At 52.3% G+C, this 19928-nt stretch carries 18 protein-coding genes, 2 tRNA genes and 1 pseudogene; 16 read left to right on the forward strand and 5 right to left on the reverse strand.

The annotated features are described in order from the left end of the window. Positions 1–25 precede the first annotated feature (25 nt). From L21SP2_RS10665 to L21SP2_RS10680, 4 genes are all read left to right on the forward strand, one after another. Entirely contained in the window at positions 26–3136 is a 3111-nt protein-coding gene (locus L21SP2_RS10665) for an ATP-binding response regulator (protein WP_024268520.1), read from the forward strand. Then, positions 3129–4274: a hybrid sensor histidine kinase/response regulator gene (locus L21SP2_RS10670; RefSeq protein ID WP_024268521.1), complete on the forward strand. Its 1146-nt coding sequence runs from the start codon at positions 3129–3131 to the stop codon at positions 4272–4274. The genes L21SP2_RS10665 and L21SP2_RS10670 overlap by 8 nt, the downstream gene beginning before the upstream one ends. A gap of 87 nt (positions 4275–4361) precedes the next feature. Next, the gene (locus tag L21SP2_RS10675) at positions 4362–5747 is read left to right on the forward strand and encodes a helicase-related protein (protein ID WP_169730468.1); all 1386 of its coding nucleotides are present in this window, start codon (positions 4362–4364) and stop codon (positions 5745–5747) included. A gap of 31 nt (positions 5748–5778) precedes the next feature. Continuing rightward, on the forward strand, positions 5779–6192 hold the full coding sequence (locus L21SP2_RS10680) for an RrF2 family transcriptional regulator (protein ID WP_024268523.1): 414 nt from the start codon (positions 5779–5781) through the stop codon (positions 6190–6192). On the opposite strand, the gene L21SP2_RS17330 is transcribed toward L21SP2_RS10680, so the two are convergent. Beyond that, positions 6189–8060 (reverse strand): hypothetical protein, encoded by a 1872-nt coding sequence (locus L21SP2_RS17330; RefSeq protein ID WP_053335678.1) that lies wholly within the window; start codon positions 8058–8060, stop codon positions 6189–6191. The genes L21SP2_RS10680 and L21SP2_RS17330 overlap by 4 nt on opposite strands. A gap of 9 nt (positions 8061–8069) precedes the next feature. Beyond that, positions 8070–8831, reverse strand: a complete 762-nt coding sequence (locus L21SP2_RS10690) for a hypothetical protein (protein ID WP_041402820.1) — start codon at positions 8829–8831, stop codon at positions 8070–8072. Between the two features lie 58 nt (positions 8832–8889). Between L21SP2_RS10690 and L21SP2_RS10695 the strand changes: the two genes are divergently transcribed. From L21SP2_RS10695 to L21SP2_RS10710, 4 genes are read left to right on the forward strand one after another with little or no spacing between them, the layout of a single operon-like run. Continuing rightward, positions 8890–9879, forward strand: a complete 990-nt coding sequence (locus tag L21SP2_RS10695; RefSeq protein WP_024268526.1) for a hypothetical protein — start codon at positions 8890–8892, stop codon at positions 9877–9879. Positions 9880–9900: 21 nt separating this feature from the next. Further along, positions 9901–10758 (forward strand): dihydroorotate dehydrogenase electron transfer subunit, encoded by an 858-nt coding sequence (locus L21SP2_RS10700; protein ID WP_024268527.1) that lies wholly within the window; start codon positions 9901–9903, stop codon positions 10756–10758. Continuing rightward, positions 10752–11675, forward strand: coding sequence for a dihydroorotate dehydrogenase (locus L21SP2_RS10705; RefSeq protein ID WP_024268528.1), 924 nt, complete (start codon positions 10752–10754; stop codon positions 11673–11675). The genes L21SP2_RS10700 and L21SP2_RS10705 overlap by 7 nt, the downstream gene beginning before the upstream one ends. Next, complete coding sequence (locus L21SP2_RS10710; RefSeq protein WP_024268529.1) at positions 11675–12469, forward strand: class I SAM-dependent methyltransferase; 795 nt, start codon at positions 11675–11677, stop codon at positions 12467–12469. Before L21SP2_RS10705 ends, L21SP2_RS10710 begins: the two co-directional genes overlap by 1 nt. 287 nt (positions 12470–12756) lie before the next feature. On the opposite strand, the gene queG is transcribed toward L21SP2_RS10710, so the two are convergent. Next, positions 12757–13935, reverse strand: coding sequence for a tRNA epoxyqueuosine(34) reductase QueG (gene queG, locus L21SP2_RS17335; protein ID WP_024268530.1), 1179 nt, complete (start codon positions 13933–13935; stop codon positions 12757–12759). Continuing rightward, positions 13932–14708, reverse strand: coding sequence for an endonuclease III domain-containing protein (locus tag L21SP2_RS10720; protein WP_024268531.1), 777 nt, complete (start codon positions 14706–14708; stop codon positions 13932–13934). Before L21SP2_RS10720 ends, queG begins: the two co-directional genes overlap by 4 nt. Positions 14709–14831: 123 nt before the next feature. Here L21SP2_RS10720 and L21SP2_RS10725 point away from each other — a divergent pair, with 123 nt between their 5' ends. Beyond that, on the forward strand, positions 14832–15752 hold the full coding sequence (locus L21SP2_RS10725) for an Mrp/NBP35 family ATP-binding protein (RefSeq protein WP_024268532.1): 921 nt from the start codon (positions 14832–14834) through the stop codon (positions 15750–15752). A 60-nt stretch (positions 15753–15812) separates the two neighbouring features. On the opposite strand, the gene L21SP2_RS10730 is transcribed toward L21SP2_RS10725, so the two are convergent. Continuing rightward, the gene (locus tag L21SP2_RS10730) at positions 15813–16739 is read right to left on the reverse strand and encodes an SDR family NAD(P)-dependent oxidoreductase (protein ID WP_024268533.1); all 927 of its coding nucleotides are present in this window, start codon (positions 16737–16739) and stop codon (positions 15813–15815) included. A gap of 139 nt (positions 16740–16878) precedes the next feature. Between L21SP2_RS10730 and L21SP2_RS10735 the strand changes: the two genes are divergently transcribed. The 7 genes and pseudogenes from L21SP2_RS10735 (at position 16879) to L21SP2_RS18095 (ending at position 19855) form a co-directional block, all read left to right on the forward strand. After that, positions 16879–16951 (forward strand) — tRNA-Pro (locus L21SP2_RS10735). Positions 16952–17012: 61 nt separating this feature from the next. After that, positions 17013–17086 (forward strand) — tRNA-Arg (locus L21SP2_RS10740). Between the two features lie 106 nt (positions 17087–17192). Beyond that, on the forward strand, positions 17193–18419 hold the full coding sequence (locus L21SP2_RS10745) for a tyrosine-type recombinase/integrase (protein WP_081719586.1): 1227 nt from the start codon (positions 17193–17195) through the stop codon (positions 18417–18419). Between the two features lie 128 nt (positions 18420–18547). Further along, positions 18548–18703, forward strand: coding sequence for a helix-turn-helix domain-containing protein (locus L21SP2_RS19270; RefSeq protein ID WP_081719587.1), 156 nt, complete (start codon positions 18548–18550; stop codon positions 18701–18703). Between the two features lie 99 nt (positions 18704–18802). After that, positions 18803–19108: pseudogene (gene tnpA / locus L21SP2_RS10755) on the forward strand (IS66 family insertion sequence element accessory protein TnpA); the annotation flags it as partial. A 102-nt stretch (positions 19109–19210) separates the two neighbouring features. Continuing rightward, entirely contained in the window at positions 19211–19549 is a 339-nt protein-coding gene (locus tag L21SP2_RS10760; RefSeq protein ID WP_024268536.1) for an IS66 family transposase, read from the forward strand. A 171-nt stretch (positions 19550–19720) separates the two neighbouring features. After that, positions 19721–19855 (forward strand): transposase domain-containing protein, encoded by a 135-nt coding sequence (locus L21SP2_RS18095; protein WP_024268537.1) that lies wholly within the window; start codon positions 19721–19723, stop codon positions 19853–19855. The last annotated feature ends 73 nt before the right edge of the window (positions 19856–19928 follow it).

Here is a 19928-nt window from a genome sequence, read left to right on the forward strand (position 1 = left end):
GATAAACTCGGATATCGGTACATCCATGAATATATCCAAAAGCAGAAAAAGAAAAATCCTGTTGAGCTTCGCATATCAGGGAATAACGGTCTTCCTGATTTTTGTTATTGTCGCCATGATCTTCCTGTTGAGCACCCATAGAATCGGCTACAATGCAATCAGAGAAGGCCAACTCAGATCTGTGCGTGAGCGCTTCGGCATTATTACCGATAATCTTGGTGATGTAGTTCGCAATACTTTGGACCGGCGGGATGACCTCCGGTCAGAGGCCGACCGGCCCCTTTCACTCAGGCTGCTCACGGAAGAAGGAAGGGTCCTGCTCCAGTTGCGGCGCTCAGGGCGATCGGAAACAGTGGATCTGCACAGAATAATCCAGCTCATGAGCGAGCTTGAACTGTACCTCTACAATGCGGACACCGGTTCAGTAGTCAGCCGGGAACCATTCCCATCCATGAAATGGTTTTCCAGGGCGGTATATGATTTTGCCATTCTGGATACCCGGGAAGAGCAGATAGAATACCGGGACCCCGGCTGGTTGAGCATGGGTAGAATTCAGGCACGGGATTTGACAGACAGTTTGCACTCAAATTCGCTTCTTCTGGAACAGGATCTCATTCTCATTCACTGGGACAGTGATGGGGTGTTCGCACCTGACTTCAACAGACCGGTGTATTTCACCACATCTCTCCTCACAATCGCACTGGGGGGAGGACTGTGCATTCTGATCATGTTCCTGGGATACCGTTTTCAGATTAATCGTGAACAGCGGCAGATGGATTTGAACATGATGGTTGAATACCAGAAGTTTCATATGGACGGTATTATCAGATGCGATCTGCAATCACGGAAGATGATCAGCTGGAATCAACGGGCGGTTGAGCTTCTTCAGCTCGATCTGCCGGAAAATCCTTCTGGCTACCAGCATGTACCGGTGGCAGTGGACGCGATACCCTCCTGCCGTATTTCCATGAATAACAATCAGTTTCCCTCCATCGATTCATTCATACGAAGCATTCAGCTTCACAGCGAAACCCAGAGAACAAAGGGGTTGATACTCTCCGACAGCCGGCAGCAGTATCTGGAGATTGAATTCCTGCCCTCGCTCATGGAAATACAGCGGGCATACCTGATTATCAGGGATATACGAAGCGAACTCGATCTCATCGGTGAATATCGGGAAACCCGGGAACGGCTGCAGCTTGCCCTCACCGCAAGTGACAACGGGTTTTTTGACTGGGATAATCAGAACCGCCGGCTATTTATCTCCAGAAAACTTTACGGCATCAGAAATATTTCCGGCAGCTCACCTCCCACCTCTCTCTCCCAGCTTCTTGAGGCGGTGTATGCTGAAGACAGGTCCAAAATCTGGCAGAACTATGAATCACTGTTATTGGGTGAACAGACTCTGACCAGTCATGAGTTCAGGATTGCGGCTGTTGACGGTTCGACCCGCTGGGTTGAGGAAACTCTCAGTTCTCTGAGAAGCGATGACGGCAGCTGCAGGCGGATTATCGGCCTTGACAGGGATATCACCCAGATAAAAGAACGGGAGGAAGAATTAAACACGGCTCGTCTCAGCGCTGAAGAATACAGCAGAAGCAAGAGTGAATTCCTTGCAAACATGAGCCATGAAATTCGAACACCCATGAATGCCATCCTTGGTTTCACCGAACTGCTGTTGCGGGAAATTGAGAACCCCGCCCAGTATCAGTATCTCAGCACCGTCTATGCCAGCGGCAGGCAATTGCTGGAAATGCTTGACAATATACTCAGCCTTTCCAAGATTGAAGCGGGCCGAATGCCAGTGGAATGGCAGGATTTCAACCTCTCTGCACTGATGCAGGAATTGGAAATGGAATTCCGACACAAGGCTGCCCAAAAGGGGCTGGGGCTGAATATCGCCTCTATGATACATCCTGGAACACTTCTCTCATGCGACAGAGAAAAACTGGTTATGATTCTCCGGCGGATAATTGACAACTCCATTAAGTTCACCGAGGAGGGGGATGTAGCAATCCGCTTCTACCACCCCTCTGATCCCGGTATGCTGGGCATTGAGGTTCAGGATGCGGGTATCGGAATGGATGAAACAACCATGGAAGTGATGACTGCACCGTTCCGGCAGGCAGAAGGCGGAACTGTTCGGAAGTACGGCGGACCAGGGTTGGGATTGAGCATTGCCACCAGACTCGTTTCCCTGCTCCAGGGAAGTCTTTCTGCACAGATTCCCGAAAACGGCGGAACGATCATCGATATTAAGGTACCCGTGGAGTACGCTGGAGAGCGGAGACTGGATGAACCTCCGGGGTCCCTGCCCAACGAATCGGAGATGGCGGAAGCTCTGCAGGCATTCTCGGTTCTTTGTGTGGATGACAGTGAGTCCAACCAGCTTCTTTTATCAAGCATCATGAAGAACTTTCAAATCCCCCACCGGATCTCAGGATCTCCGCTGAAGGCTTTGGAAGATTATGGCGATTTCCAGCCGGATATCCTGCTTATGGATGTGAATATGCCCAGGATGAGCGGCTGGGAGTGCCTGCAGGAGCTGAATGAACGGTATCCCAGGGAGATGGCATTTACCAAAGTAATTATGCTTTCCGGCGATGATCCCCGGGATCATACCAGCCAGCGTGAGATGTTCTCGGTGGAGGGGTTTCTTATGAAGCCGTTCTCCCGTCAAAGCCTGTTACAGGTGCTCTACCAGAACATGCCCCATAGATCCCTTGTTCAAACCGCCGACTACGATTTCTCCAGCGGGCAATCTTCCCACCCGCAGGATAGAACCGGAGGGGAGATCGGTAATTCAGATCTCCGGGAGGAGCAGCATACAAACGATATTGATAAACCGCTGCCGGAAACGGAAATACCCGTGGATCGGCTGAAAGCCATGATTCAGGAGGTTGAACCGTCTTTCAAAAATGCACAAAATAAGATGAGCATCCAGGAAATCCTCACATTTGCCGATGAACTGAGAACTGTCTTCGCTTTATATCCTGACAGCAGGGCGTATAACCTGGCTGGAGAGCTTAAAAAGGCCGTGGATGCCTTCGATATAGCCGGGATGAAATCTGATCTTCAGCGGTTTGAGCAATGGATGGCTGCGTTTATGCAACAGGGGGACCACCGGAATGAATGAACCGGTACATGCAGAAGTACATACACAGAGGTCAAATCCCTGGATCCTTCTGGTGGATGACGAACCCAGAAATCTTCAGCTTGCAGGGAAGATGCTTTCCAATCAGGGACACGACGTTTCCTTCGCCCAGAGCGGGGAGGAAGCTCTGAAGATAGTCGAACATGAGATCCCCGATCTTATTGTTTTGGATATCATGATGCCCGGCATGGATGGGTATGAAGTAAGCAGAAAAATCAGGGAGAACCATCCCAGTTCGGATATTCCAATCATATTTCTTTCCGCCCGGACCGACACCCAGGGAATGCTTGAAAGCTTTCAAGCCGGCGGGGTGGATTTCATCTCCAAACCGTTCCACCCCGAAGAATTTTTGGCCCGGGTGAATGTACATCTTGAATTGAGACAGGCAAAAAAGCGGCTGGAAGAGGAAATGTCCTTCAGACAGCGGCTGTTTACCATCATCGCCCATGATTTGCGCAGTCCTTTCAATTCCATAATCGGTACGCTGGATGTGTTGAAAAGCTCCGGATCCGCATTAAGTGAAGAGGAACGGGATGAGTTCATTACCATTCTGTACAACGCCAGTCATCAGGAACTGCTGATGATGGATAACCTGCTCCAATGGGCACGTTCACAATTTGAAGGGGTGAAAAAGAATACCCGTATATACAATATCCGGGAGTCGGCCCGAAGGGTGTGCAAGGAATTGGGACATATGGCAGATCATAAGGAAATTCATCTTCATGTGGATGAGGATTTCGGTTCAGAGGTTGAGGCCGACAGCACCATGATCCAGATAGTGCTGAGAAATCTTGTTTCAAATGCATTGAAGTTTACTCCCAGGGGCGGTGAGATCGGTATCGGCGGAATGGCCGGAATGACGGACGGGCGGCAGGAGTACCGCGTCTTTGTCCGGGACAGCGGCAGCGGTGTAGAAAACACCGAAACCCTTTTCAAGCTGGGTAACTATCATACCACCCCGGGTACTGAATTTGAAAAAGGCAGCGGCCTCGGCCTTCATCTCTGCAGGGATTTCGTCCACGCCAACGGCGGGAAGCTGTGGCTTGAGCGAAGCAGCAGTCAGGGAAGCGTATTCGCCTTTTCCCTTCCCAAAGCAGTACCTGGTACAACCCCGGAGTGATCGGCAATTCATTATCCTGAACACCACCCGCAGACTCATTATCCTTCAATTCAAAGCAGCGGCGCATATTTCTCCGGTGTTATGTATGTGAGGGAAGAGGCGCAGGGGCTGAAAGAACGGATATTCTCATCAATTTGCCGCAACTGGGGGCTTGATTACCTCTATCCCCATCAGAAGCTGTGCATCGACTATCTTTTGGCGGGAACCGGTTACTTCGGCGAGGCAGGAATGGCAGAAACCCGAAACGGTATTCTGGTGAGCCTGCCCACCGGAAGCGGAAAGAGCCTGTGCTTCATGGCCCCAGCCGCCCGAATTGACGGAGTTACATTGATATTATACCCTCTGAATGCACTGCTCAGGGATCAGCAGGCCAGATTCCGGCGGGCCGGTGTACCTGCGGAGCTCTACTACGGGGGAATGACCACTGAGGAACGAAGCGCTTCATTAGAGAAGATCGGGAAGATGCAAAAAGGGGTGATCATCAGCAACTGCGAGAGCGCTTTCAGCCCCGGAATGCTTCAGGCCCTGGAGACTGTCAGCATCCGCCTTCTGGTGGTGGATGAGGGACATCTGATTCTTCAATGGGGCACAAGCTTCCGCCCGTCCCTGTTCCATCTCATTCAGCTCAAGCGTCACCTGGAAAACCCTCTCACCGCCGTGTTCACTGCAACAATCAGTCCTGATGACAGACACATTCTGGGCACACTTCTCTGGAGTTCGGCTGACTGGGATTATGTGGAGATGCTCAGCGACAGACCCAACATCAGGTATCGGGTAGTTCCCTGCCTACACGCCCCCACTGCGCTGCGCCTGTTCCTGCGTCAACGTTTCGACCCGTCCTGGGGTTTTCTCGCTGAGCAGCAGAATGCTGCCGACGAACTGAACCTGCCCATGCTGGTTTTCGGAAAAACCCGGAAGATTTGTGAAGACCTGGCCCGCAAGACGGAAATCTGGCTGAACATCTGGGGAATTCACAACATCAGCTGCGGCTACTATCATGCCGGTCTGGATAGGGATACGAGAAAACAGATAGAAAACGATTTTGCTGCAGAGAGGCGGGGAATCCTGTTCACCACCAAAGCATTCGGCACGGGGGTTGATATTCCCGGTATCCGATGCTGCGTGCATCTCAGCCCGCCGGAAAACATGGAGGATTTCCTGCAGGAAAGCGGGAGAGCCGGCAGGGACGGGAACGCGGCCTGCTCCCTCCTTTTCCAGGAGACCGGCATGGACTTTTTTCCGGCAGGCGGATGCCGGCGCCGCCATGCACTGAGCTCTCTGGGTCAGGAGATTGAACACTGCAGCGGATGTGATCATTGCGAAGGAAACGTCATTCTGGAATTCCCTGAGGGGGTTGCAGTCCGGGCCTTTCGGGATCATTACCGGTTAAGACTGGGCCGTGATGTTGAGAAGCGGATTCTTTCCCGGGAGGATTTTGCCGATTTCCCGGAAAAACTGTTCAGCTCCATTTGATAGAAGGGATAATTCAGGATACTATAGGTCTATGTTTACCGTCACAGCCCGGGGGGTGTACGGACTGTCCGCCCTCATAGAACTTGCCCTCAATTATCAGCAGGGGCCGAAGCAGATCAAAGACATTGCTTCCGCCCATGGCATCCCCCAGCACTACCTGGAGCAGATCCTGGTAATTCTAAAAAAATCAGGGGTTGTGGAAAGCTTTCGGGGAGCACAGGGCGGCTACGCCCTTGCCCGCCACCCGTCCCGGATACAGCTGCTGGAGGTGCTCAGCCTTCTTGAGGGGCAGCTTGAGGTGCTGCCCGAACAGCGTCAGGGAAACGCATTGGGATTTTTCTGGAATGCGCTGGAAAACCGGATCAGGGACTTTCTCGACAGAAGTCTTGAAGACCTCCTTCTGGAGATGCAGAGCCAGCAGTCGGCAATGATGTACAGCATTTAAAGCTCCGCATCGCCCTCCCAGGGCACCAATCCGAACAGGTCTCCGGCAGTAAGCCCGTAATTCTGATAGATGAGGGTCTGAAGCGCTTCTCCGGCTCTGAGAGCTTCCCATCCGGTATCCACGTTATTGCCGTATACGAAGTTTTCCAGTGCGGGAAACCTTCTGAGTATCCGGGGCGCCATTCTGGACTGGACCATCCAGCGGAGATTTACAATATCCTGCTGGAGCATGTATGCCTGAAACTCATTAATCATCAGATAACTGTCTTCAGGATCATATCCCACATACGAAAAATAATACTCAAGGTACTCCCGACTGCTTTCCTCCATGCCGTTCCACAATTGGGTACTCAGCTCCCTGAATTCAGGAAAGTTGTAGAACATCCCATGGAGGGCCTCATGGTTCAGAAACAACCGGCGGGCAGCTTCGGTCTGCAGAGGATGGTCGGTTATGGAAATAATCTGCCCCTCACCTTCCAGGTACTCGCCCCCGTTCTCCGTCAGGATTCCCCGTTGAAGCAATAGCTCAAGAAGATTGAGTTCCTCCTCATTCAGCGGGAACCCCTCATCGGCGGCGCGGTTGTAAAAGCGAGACAGATCTCTGGGGTGATAATTGTGGGCGTTCCAGCCGTGCCGGCCTGCGAGTTGAGCATTGGTAAGCAGTTCTCCCCGGAACCCTTCCTTTTCAACAAAATATGCCAGGCGTTTCAGATAGCGTGCCTGGAGTTCATAATCCCGGAAATCAATGATGAGAACCTGGGGGAAAAGATTCCAACTGTACAGCTCCATTTCAGGGTTTCTCCACAGCCCCCGTGAGTAATTCATAATCATGCCAAGGTCCATGGGCAGAGGCGGAGGAAGCGGCCCCGGACTCTCCACTGTTGGGCTTCTGGGGATGCTCAGAAGTTCCAGGGCGCGCATTCTGCCGTGGACAGAATCGTGTGTGAAGCGGATGGCGGAAATATCCTGGCTGAACATTTCAGGATACAGATAGACAGATTGCTGCCCCGGCCGCAGCCGCAGTTCAAAGCTCTGGAAGGGCGCTGCACCGGATTCTCCGGAAAAAAGGTCCACCCTGGCAAGGGGCGGAAGAGGGTCGGCGAACTCCCGTGCTTCTTCATCTTCCTGAAATCCCCGGACGGGCATTCCCGCTTCCGGTTTCCTGTACTCGTATCCCAGACGGATCACCGGCACATAATCCAGCAATGGAAAGTCGTCCATCAGCGAACTGATCTCCGCTTCCTGATACACGTTCAAAGCGGGCCCGGCACCTGTTTCCGTACCGGTGGCGGGAGCACCATCCATCGTGAGAAGCCGTTGATTATACGACAGATACCAGGGCATCCGGATCCGGTAATCATCGATTTCCAGAGCGCTGAAATCGTCGAGCAGCCGGAAGGCCAGCAGGCTGGTAAACGGAGAATCTTCTTGTCCGGATCGAGCAGGGGATGATTCTGCAGATGATTCCGCTGTTGATTCCGGGCCATCTGCATGTTTCCGCAACACGATTTGCGAAATTTCAGAAAGCCCCTCCGCCGAAAGCTGGTATTCCAATACGGTTCTCCCGCTGCTCATCCCCCGGGGGATGGAGACGGGAATCCGGCGGGCCGGCTCATCGCCGTCGGGTTCGGAAACTTCGGCCAGCAGGTCAGCGTCGGGGAGGCTCATGTCTAGCTGGAGAACCTGCCGTTCGGGAGTGATCTCAAGGGGCGGAGAAAAATCGAGAGTCAGTTGTTCATCTGTGCTTTTCAGCCGGAAATTCTGTATCTGTTCGCCTTCGGAATCGAGGACGGGCATGGGCTCCCCACTGCATGAAGAGAACAGCAGAAGCAGGGCGCTCAGGAATATCGAGTATCGTGAAATGTTCATGCAAGAATATTAGAGTTGAATAATCCGTTTGGCAAGTAATCCGGCAATTTCTTTTTTCCGGGTAAGAGATGTATCGTTATGACGGATAAAACTCTCCAGAAGCCCCTGAAAATCATCGGGTACCGATTTCAGATCGCTGAGACGTTCCAGAAGCAGCCGGGGAGAAGGTTCGAACACCTTATTGGCGGCAAAAAGCACACCACAGACATTTTTGACAAAGCCTCCGGCGGAAATCGTGAAGAACAGTTCATCCTTCTGCATTACCGCTGCGGAAACATCTCCGAAATAATGCTCCATCCGAGCCCTGGCATTTTGTTTAATAAGATTCCAAAACCGATCATCAAGGTGCTCAAGGCTCTTCCTGGCTTCCACCAGCCAGTCTGACTTGGCATAGAGTATTTCCGACTCCATCATCCGGTAAAACATATAGGTTCCCGAATCCCGAAGGCTTGCGGAGCTTTCCAGAGAATCATTGAGAAGCGTGTCGAAACGGTCCAGATTCTTGTATTCAAGCCTTACAGGGATTTCATCCACAAGAAACCTGTCTTTTCGATTCAGGCCTGCAGTCTCAAACCCGCCGGCAAAGACAAAAGCTTCCGCCCGTTTCTCTGCTGAAGGAATTTCATCTTCATAGTAGATATCGAGACTAACAAAAAAATAGGGGTCGTAAAAATCCCGTTCATTTTCCATGAGGGTGATGGTGTGACAGCAGCTCCATGAGGAAACAACATCCACAATTTTCTCTACAGTCTGATCGATCTTCCGCTTCACAACGCCTACCCTCTGATGTATGCTGATTTTGATCAGTATAGCACAGGAAATATTCAGCATGCAAACCACATTTGGAATCTGGCTGGAGCCGCCGCTCCCGGTTCAGCAGCGCATTCTTACTTACCGCAAAGCTCTCCAAAGCCGGATTCTTTCAGAAAGCCAGGGGCCGGACAATGACATTGGCGCTGAAAGTGCCGGTGCCAGCGACGGTGCCAGTAACAATACCAATAACGATGACAATGACCATGAAAGCGGCCGGCAGTTCGACGACAGGGAAGCCGGTCCCTTTAACGGCAGCGATGAGAGCGTTTCACGAATCGGGCGGTCAACACCGGAGCTGAATTTTCAGATATTCTCCCTCCCGCCCTGGTTTTTCCTTTATGGTCTCAACCCCGTTGAAACAGCGGTTTCCACCGATGCGGGCGGCGCCGCCGATGCAGTCGGCGCATCCGTTCCCGCCGATAGCAACCCCATGCCCGGGGAGGCCGACACACAACTGTTTTCAACTCCCTTTTGGCTTCAAAACCCTTCCCGTGAATCGGAACCCGGGATTTTTCATCGGGACAGAACTGCAGGACGTTTTCACTCCCCCGCTCTCAGGAACATACCGAGTGTACCCGATCCATTGTCCCAAGCCGTCCTGGGAGATCTCAGGTTATACGGTATTGAGCTGCAGCTTGATACGGGAAATATCCCCCGTATGGATGCTCTAATTCATGAATGGAAACCCGAAACCGCCGGCGGATGGGAATGCAGCAAGGCTTTTCTGCCGATTTTCACCCTGTACGGAGAAACATCTATCGCCGGGGAAGCTCCCGCAGAACCGGCGGGTGTGAAGGCGACCGCCGATTTCCCCCGGATACCGAAGTCCGGTCTGCCCGGGCTGCCGGATATCCGTTTTCAGCGAAGCACAGTGCATCTGGCCCAGCTGGCGATTGAAGCGGTTCAACAGAAAGCTGAACGCACTTCCCGCAGCATCAAAGGCTGGAATGTGCCGGCCATTTCGATGGAAATGCTTATCTCTGCCGATCTTGTCCAGAGGAGATGATCCGGGTATAGTTGCTAGCCGATGGAGCATATACACGGGAACATATTAGAAAACCGGGAAATTGCATCGGGATATTACGAATTGATATTCCGGATGGAAGGCCAGAGCCCCCTTCCGGGGCAATTTCTCACACTCAGAGTGGACGAGAGCAGCCAGCCTCTTCTGCGGCGCCCCTTTGCCTTTTCCTCATACACGAATGAGGCAAACAGCCGGGCCGTCAAAGCGGGGTCGGAGGCCGGTACGGCGGGCATCATCTATCAGAAACGGGGGCACGCCACCACAATTCTTACCGGCAAACGCCCTGGCGAACACCTGGATGTTCTCAGTCCTCTGGGCAACAGTTGGCCCATGCCCCGGACATCCCGAAGGCCCCTCCTTATTGCCGGGGGTATCGGCATGGGGCCCCTGTTTTTCTTTGCCCGGCGGCTGATTGCGGACGGCCGGAATCCAATTCTCGCCCTGGGCGCCAGACATGCCGGGCTGATACCCGTATCCAGTCTTCAGGAATTTCTCCAGCCGGCAGGTGAAAGCCCGACCGGCAATGGAAAAGCTGAGCTCATACTTGCCACCGATGACGGATCACGGCTGTCGGATGAGTTGCCCCCGCCCTTCCATGGAAATATCATCCAGGCGCTGGAGTCACGGTTTTCCCCAGAGGAGGAGCTGGAGGTGTACAGCTGCGGCCCCCATGTGATGATGCATGCCGCTGTGAAATGGGCGGAACTGCGGAATGCACCTGCCTGGGTAAGCATGGAACAGACCATGGGCTGCGCAGTTGGAGCCTGCATGGGCTGTGTGGTGGAAGTGAATGATGAGAAGCGCTACGCCAGGGTGTGCTCTGAAGGCCCGATTTTTTCCGGGGGGTATATCAAATGGTAAAAGATCTGAGCGTGAACATCGGTCCTCTGACCATGGCAAACCCTGTGGGGGTGGCAAGCGGTACCTTCGGATACGGCAGCGAATACGAGGAGCTAATAGAGATTGATGCTCTGGGAGCACTGTACACCAAGGCGGTTACCCTGGAACCCAGACCGGGGAATATGATCCCCCGAATTGTGGAAACCAGATCGGGCATGCTGAATTCAATCGGCCTGGCCAACGTGGGCAGCCGGCGCTTTGTGACAGAAAAATATCCCGGACTGAAAAGCTACAAAACCTCGGTGATAGTCAATCTGGCGGGAACCATGCTGGAAGATTATCTGGAAACACTGGAATACCTGGAAGAACATGCCCCCCTGGCGGGTTACGAGGTAAACTTGAGCTGTCCCAACGTGAAATGCGGAGGTATGGCTCTGGGGACAGACCCTGAACAGGTGGAACTGGTTGCCAAAACCCTGAGAAAGGCTACCGACAAAGCCCTGATTATCAAACTCAGCCCCAATGTCACAGACATAACTGAAATCGCCCGGGCTGCCGAGGCCGGTGGAGCCGACGCGGTAAGCTGTATCAACACCCTGGTGGGAATGCTCATCGACACCCGGACAAAGCGTCCGGTTCTGGCCTCCGAAACTGGGGGACTCTCCGGGCCGGCAATTTTTCCGGTAGGGCTGGCGGCGACCTATCGGGTTGCCCGGGCAGTGAATATCCCGGTGATCGGTCTGGGGGGAATATCCACTGCGGACGAAGCAATTCAGTATCTGCTGGCGGGGGCAAGCGCAATTCAGCTTGGCACCATAAATTTTGTAAACCCCGATGCAGGTACCGAAGTGCTTGAAGGTATTCGCTCCTACATGGAAGAGAACGGTCTTGAACGCATATCAGACTTTCACCAATACCTGCACCGGAAGGTGATCTGATGGCCCCGGTATCAGAAGATCCACAGGTTGCCAGCTTCCATCACAATGCCAGAGATTACTCTCTGACGCGGCCGGATTACCCTTCAGAAATATTCCGCCTCATCGCCGATGCAGCCCCGTCCAACGATCGGGTCTGGGACTGCGCATGCGGAAACGGACAGGCGGCCCGGGGACTTATTGCCCACTTCGCTCACGTGGACGCCAGCGATATCAGCGAAGCGCAGATATCTCATGCTCCGAAACTTGAAAACGTAGAATTCCGGACAGCTTCTTCCGAGCACAGCCCCTACCCCGACGGCTGTTTCGATGCAGTCTGCGTAGCCCAGGCATTTCACTGGTTTGATCATCCGGCCTTTTTCAAGGAGTGCCACAGAGTGCTGAAATCCGAAGGCATTCTGGCCGTTTGGGGATATTATCGCCACAGCGTTGATGCCCGAATCAGTCAGGTGATGGAAGAACATATTGTTCCCCTGATGAGTCAGCGCTGGTCGCCAAGAAATGAGCTTTTGTGGCACGAATATGCTGATATCAGCTTTCCATACCCCGAGCTCGCCTTCGAAAAACCTGATATGAAAATCCGTTGGAATCTGGATGAGTACCGTTCCTACATCTTAACCTGGTCCCCCATCCGCAGGATGATTGAGGAACAGGAAGGTGATGGAGGGAAGCGACCTCTGGAGGCTGCCATGAGCCGGCTTGAAGAAGCCTGGACCGATGAGATGGGAAGAAAAAATCCGGAGATGAAGAAAGAGGTTGAATTCACACTGGCTTTCAGAATGTTCAGAAAACCCTGATACTTGGTGCGGGCTGTGTGTGCGGGGGGGGGCACAGCGCTATTGGGGGGGCTCGCCGGGGCTGCTGGTCTACGACGGTAAGGAGAGTGGTGTCCGGAAAGACAGGTACCCTTGTTAATGTGACCAGGTGGTCAAACTTGAAATACAGTGTGGCGGGGATCCGAATCCGAAAAAACGGACCTCCCTCAAATGTGACCAGGTGGTCAAATTATCCGGGGAGCCTTTTTTATAGCTCCGACTTCCCACACCCCCGTACAAATCTATATTTTCCATGACTATTACATGAATCAGATTTTCCCCGCAGCCCCGTCAGTCAACCGAGCCGCCGCCCACTTCGCCGTGCCGGAAATAATCTCATCTCCGTCGCTGCAGCGTTCCAGAATCAGCGGAAGAAGATCCGTTCGCCCACCGTTGGCAGCAGCAATAATTGCGTTTCTGATCATTCCCACCCGCCCCGCTCTCATTACCGGAGTTCCCGCAAACATCGCCGTGAACTCCTCATGATCCTTCAGCTCCAGAATAGATTTCAGCTCAACATCTCCGGCAGTAATCGGATTGAGGAAATTTTCCACATCAGTAATTTTCGCTCTGATATTGAAAGGGCAGACGTCCTGGCAGAGATCGCAGCCGAATATCCACGTGCCCATCTTCTCCATCAGCCCGGGATCAATCATGCCCTTATGCTCGATGGTGAGATAGGAAATGCAGGTTGAAGCATTGATCCGGTACGGAGCCTCCAACGCAGCTGTGGGACACACATCCACACAGCGGGTGCACCCCGAGGGACAATGGGAGCGGGCTTCCGGCTGGACATCGGTGGGCACAAAACGGCGGGTACTCAAAATTTCACCCAGGAAAAAATAGCTGCCCAGTTCACGGTGGAGGCTCAGGGTGTTTCGTCCAGTAAACGTCATCCCCGCCTTTTCCGCATAGAATCGCTCATGCAGCGGCGCAGTATCGGTAAACGCCCTGAAATTGTGTCCGGGATACTCTGTGCTCAATGCGGCAGCGATCTTTTTAATCCGCCGACCGAACTCCTTATGATAGTCCCTGCCCCGGGCATATAACGATATCCGGCCGCCTTCAGCACTGATGCCTTCAGCACTGCCGCCTTCACCTGCAGCCTCCTCAGCGGCGGCAGAATCTATCTTCCTCCGGCTCCGTTTCCGTCCGGGAAAATATCCCAATGCCAGAGAAATAATGCTGCGGGTACCCGGAAGGATGGCAGACGGTTCGAATTTCATGGGCTCGTGAACTTCAAGAAACTGCATGCTGCCGTGGCGGCCTTCGGCTATCCAATGCTGATAATCCCGGGCGGCGGCGGCTTTGAGGTCTTGGGGGCCGTCATCGGCATCACACACACCCCAGTATTGAATCCCCTGCTCCCTGATCAGTTCTCCGAGCCGTTCATTATCCGATATGCGGTTTACAGTATTTGACTGGTTCTTTCCGCCAGTATCGCTCATGTGCCGTCCTCCGGGACCGAAGAGGGGGTCGAAGCCGCTTCTGCAGATTGGGTCGAAGCCGCACCCGGCTGGACAGGTTCAACGTAGAGATAGCGGTAGCTGCAGATCTCCCGCAGAGGACAGTTGAAACAATCCGGTTTCCGGGACGTGCAGTAGCGCCGGCCGTGAAGATTGGCCACCATGGAAAAACTGCTCCAGCGTTCGGGGGGAAGAATCTCCGCTATTTCCTTTTCGGTTCTGATTGGGTCGGGCTTTTTCTCGGCAGGATCGCAGCTGAGAATGCCGATTCTTGAACAGACTCTGCCGAAATGGGTGTCCACAATGATGGCGGGTTTGCCGAATACATGGTGCAGGATCACCCCGGCGGATTTCCGGCCGATACCCGGGACCTTCACCAATTCCTCTATGCTGTCGGGAACAGTATTGTTAAAGGTATCCCGGATCACCGCTCCTGCAGCTTTGATATTTTTCGCCTTATTCCGATAAAAGCCGGTGCTGTGCACCACCTCTTCAATATTGCCGATGGGTGCGTCGGCCAAATCTCCGGGGCCGGGCCATCGGGCAAACAGCACTGAAGTGACCTTGTTCACCTGGGCGTCGGTGGTCTGTGCTGAAAGGGATACGGCAACCAGAAGTTCCCAGGCATTCCGGTATTCCAGCATGGTTGCGTATTCATCATATTCTTCCCGGAGAATCTCGTGGGCCTGAACGGCAATATCAGTGAGAAGACTGGGATTGGTTTCATTGTTTGACGGGCTGTGCTGTGCTTGCATAGTGTTTCAAATATCAATACATTTGACGGATATAATCAAGAACTATCGTTCATAAAAGCTGCCTGACCGGCAGACGGGGGCCATGACTCATCTCTCTCACGAGCCTCCATAAAGGAGACAAGCATGCACGGTACCAACGACAAGCACGCGCAGGATGTGCGCATTTACGACAATCTGAAGAAAATCAAGAATGTAATTACGGTTCTCAGCGGCAAAGGCGGTGTGGGAAAAAGCACTGTGGCGGTGAATCTGGCCCACAGCCTGGTGAATGAAGGCTACAGTGTGGGGATTATGGATGTTGATATCCACGGTCCGAATATCCCCAAAATGCTGGGCATTGAAGACCGTCACTTTTCCGGTGAAGCCGAAGCCATAGAACCGGTGGAAATTCTTCCCAACTTTCATGCCGCAAGCATCGCTCTGGTTGGATACGATCCTGCCGAGGCACTGATCTGGCGGGGTCCCATGAAAATCGGTCTTATCCGGCAGTTTCTCGGAGATGTTGTCTGGGGAGAACTGGACTACTTAATTATCGATACTCCTCCGGGTACCGGCGATGAGGCCCTGACCACCGCCCAGCTGATCCCCCAGATGAAAGGTGCCGTGGTTGTTACCAGTCCCCAGGACGTATCAATCCTGGACAGCCGGAAAAGCATGACCTTTGCCGACAAGCTCAACATCCCTATTCTGGGGATTATCGAAAATATGAGCAGCTTCGTCTGCAGCCACTGCGGCGGTGTAACCGACATTTTCGGCCGGGGCGGAGGTATGAAGGCCTCGGAAACCGTGGATGTGCCATTCCTGGGATCCGTACCCATCGATCCGGGCATTGTGGTGGCCGGCGATCAGGGCCGTCCATTCATGGCCCAGTTCCCCGACCGCCCGGCAGCCCAGGCGTTCAAGGAAATAATTAAAAACGTAAACGAAGAAATCCGGAAAAACAGCGAAAAGGGACTGTATGAAGGCAAAGATCCGGAAGATCCCCGGATCGCCGAAGCCGAACGCAAAAAAAGCGTCGCTGACGGATTCAAACCTCTTCAGTAAGACTGCATTATGCCCCCCTCCCGGCATTCATACCTGAGAGCAGGGGGCACATGCGAAGGACTACATCTCCTTTATGCCGCTGATACGGGCGCTGAACTCCCATAAATCGGCGGCAAAATGGGGGGTATATGAGTCACCGGAGCTTTCAGTCTCCTTTCCGGCAGAGAAGTAGAGACCGGATGATCCTGCGTATTCTTCTGCGCATACAAGATCAGCAAGCTCCCGGGCGGCTTCCCGGGTAGTCCGTCCGAATCCGAACAGCCGGCTCATCCCCGGAAGCACCCTATTCCACATAAAACGCATAAGACCTTTTTCATCCCTCCCCAGACCAGTGCCTGCCATCAGCCCCGGATCGTAGGCGTTTACCCGTATTCCGCCGCGCCCTGCGGACTTAAGCCTGTTATCCAGCTCATAGGTGAACAGAATATTGCAGAGTTTTGATGTTGAGTATGCCTCGGCACCCCGGTCCTTAAGCGGAGCCGGCTCGGGCTGGCGCTCAGGGTACGCAAGGTACTCAGCCCGGATGTAGCGGGGTTTGCTCAGAGGCCCTCCCCGGCCATCGGGATCGTGCACCGAACTGGAAACCATCACGATGCTCCCGGCATCGTGCAGGTACGGCAGCAGCAGGTTCACCAGCAGGAAATGGCCCAGATGGTTCACGGCAAAACTCATTTCAATGCCATCTGCAGAGCGCTCTTCATTGCTGCGGAAAGAAAGCCCTGCATTACAGATGACGCTCTCCAGATCGTCAATTCCCGAGCGGGAAAAGCGGTTCACAAATTCCCGGACAGATTTCATGGATGCCAGATCCAGCTCCACCGGGATAATGTTATGGTTGCCCGTTTCTTTGCTCAGAGTTTCGGCAGCTGCGGCAAGCTCGTCCATGCGCCGGCCGGCCATGAGTACTCGCCGGGATTCATCCGACGCCAGCACCCTTGCAGTTTCAAAGCCCAGACCCCGGTTGGCTCCGGTGATAATCGTTGTCATTGTATGCTCCCCCGGCTGCCTGACACAGCTACCGAATATCCAGAATAAAAATCGCCCCACAGCATAATACATCCTTTGGATGAAAAAAAAGCCCTATATTGACCGGATTCACCGGCTCTGATATATTACTGCTTCACAACGGGGTGTAGCCTAGTGGCTAAGGCGTCTGCTTTGGGAGCAGAAGATCGCTGGTTCGAGTCCAGTCACCCCGACTTACATATGCCGATACCCGGTCGGCATTTTTTGCGTTATACTCAGTGTATAATACATCCTGCGTCCATAGCTCAGCTGGATAGAGCAACGGCCTTCTAAGCCGTAGGTCGCACGTTCGAGTCGTGCTGGACGCGCTAAATCATTAATATACAAGACTTTAAAAAGCCAAAATCAAACTTTGATTTTGGCTTTCTTGTTTGTTACCATATTGTTACCAAAGCAATGTAACGGTGGTAACACATGAATTATGCGCCATACACAATGTTCAAGCGGGGCCGAAAATACTACGTTCGCTTCCGCAAACCCGACGGCAGCAGAACCAGCCCGGTATCCAGCGGCCAGACCAATGAACGGGCGGCCAAGTCATGGGCCCAACAGCAGCTCGAAGCTGGAGCCGGCAAAGTTACAAGACGCTCACGCTTTCGCCATCTCGCTCATAATTTTTTTGATATCGATGGAATCTATCATCAAGAATGTATGGCAAATTTTCATCGAATATCAGAACGCCAGTTACGAAGCAAACAGCTGATGATGAAAAATCACATACTTCCCCACTTCGGCGAAATGCAGCTTGAAGAAATCATTACAGCTGACATCTCAAAGTTCAAACACGTGTTGATGAAGAAAAATCTCTCCGGCAACTCTATAAATAAATATCTGTCATGCCTCAAGGCAATTTTCGAATATGCTGAAGAAAACGGGTACATCAACAAGATTCCAACCTTGAAGCGGGCAAGCATCCAGGATCGAACACGCACCATCCTTACCCGTCGCCAAGCCAAATCACTGTTTCGCGATGATGACTGGAACGGCAATATGCGAGCCCGAACCATGAACCGTCTTGCAATGATCACCGGTATGAGGGCCAGCGAGATACTTGCCCTCAACTATGAAGATATCCTGTCTCCAGACGACATTGAAGCCAGGGCCCTGGCCAGCGCTGATATCCAACAGATGTATCACCGTATGCTCGGCGGACAGGTGCCTGACTGTACAGTAATAGCAATCTATAAGGCATGGGATCAGCAGGACAGTCAATTAAACGACCATACGAAAACCGACTGTTCACGGCGCTTCGTCCCTATCCCCGAATCGATGGTTGAAGAACTTGCTTCGATACGACCTTTCAGGGAGAAGCTACAACCCGACTCACCCTTTATCTTTTTTGCAGAGTACTCCTCGCACAAACCCATGGAAGGCAGAGTTGCGTTGAGAGAAATGCGTCGCAAGATTGAAGAAAAAGTGCGCATTAACGATGAAGTTCTCACAGTCGAAAAGCAGAAAGAACGTCTTCTTGATTTTCACTCCTGGCGGCATTTCCTCAACACCCAGATGATCGAACATGGATTTGCCGAAGTAATCGCTGATCTGATGACCGGTCATGCTACCAAAAGCATGACTCAGAATTACACCCGGCTCATGAACTTCAGCGAAATAATTGAGATGCAGGAGAAGCTGCTGTCCTAAAAAAAGTTAAAATTAACTTTTGGAAATCGCAAATTTATTATGGTAGGCTGATTCATCCGCTTTTAAGGAGGATGATCATGGCTAAGGATACCCTGCTCACCGTCGAAGAGCTGTCTTAAAAACTGAAAATGCCGGTATCAACGATCTATGCTTATACCTCTCAACGCCAAATTCCACATTATAAGGTCGGGAAGGGTCTGCTTTTCAGCGATTCGAAAATTGACGCCTGGCTGGAGACCAAAGCGATTGATCCGTTGGATTTTGTCCCGATGAAAGATGAATGAAGGAATATAAGCGTCAAAGTAACCCCACCTGCCTGAAGTAAGCAGTCTGAAATACAATTGCCTCCAGTCGGAGGAATGTGTATGTAAAAGTATAGCCGAGAAGTGCATCTGCAGCATCTTGAAGCCTGGAAACAGCAGGGTATCAGCGGAAGCGAATACTGCAAAACCCATGGCATTAAACCAACCACCTTCTACAGCTGGATTAAAATAGAGAAGAAATTAGCCTCACAGGATGCCGGTGGACTCCCGGGATTCGTGGCCATACATCCGAATACAGATTTTCAACCACAGATGATGCAGTCAGAGATAGTAATCCGCAAAGGTGACATCAGTATTTCTGTTCCGGCAGGTGCGTCGCAGAACCAGATTGTAAATATTCTGTCTGCTCTGGGTGCAGCAGAATGATTATAGATCTTTCAAGCGAAATATTCTGCCTTGGAGCGGAAGTCGGATGGTAAAAATCGGTGAAGAGGTCTCTGAAAAACTTCATGTGATTCCCCCCAAGATGTGGTTGAGCGAATTATTCGACCCAAATATTCCTATCATGTGTGTGAAGGATCCGGCGATGAAGATAAGCCAGCCGTCCGAATTGCACCGGTACAGCCGGCAATTATCGATAAAAGCATTGCTACCCCCGCACTTCTTGCTTTTGTAATCGTAAACAAGTTTGTGGATCATCTGCCCTACTACCGGCAGGAAAGCCGGTTTGAGCGTATCGGCATCCATATTTCCCGGCAAAACATGAGTCACTGGCAGAATTCGGTATATAAGCGGATCAAGCAGCTTATCAGGCAGTTCAAAACACACATAAAAACCGGCCAGGTCGTGCATATGGCCTGGTCGTAATCCTTCGGATTACTGCCCGGCCAGGCATCCGGGATGAAACCACCGCTCAAGTGATGAAAGAAGTAGGCGGAGATAATACTTCCAAGTCATATATGTGGCTTGCCCGGGGTTGGTCGCTGCCTACGGCAGCTGCTTCGTAAGAATCGCCCACGAGCAGAAAGTTCAAGCACCATGTACTTCCTTATTGAAACAGCAAAAGCGAATGGTCTCGATCCTCACCGCTATTTGCTCAAGCTGCTCGAAAAGGCTCCTCTGGCTGCATCGGAAAACGACTGGATTTCGCTGTTGCCTTGGAATATCGAGTAGGGCTTTGACGCTTACTATTATTTTCAGCTTTATACGTTTTGAATCATGAACTTCCTATAACTGACAATATATG

Source organism: Salinispira pacifica (assembly GCF_000507245.1).
Taxonomy (GTDB): domain Bacteria; phylum Spirochaetota; class Spirochaetia; order DSM-27196; family Salinispiraceae; genus Salinispira; species Salinispira pacifica.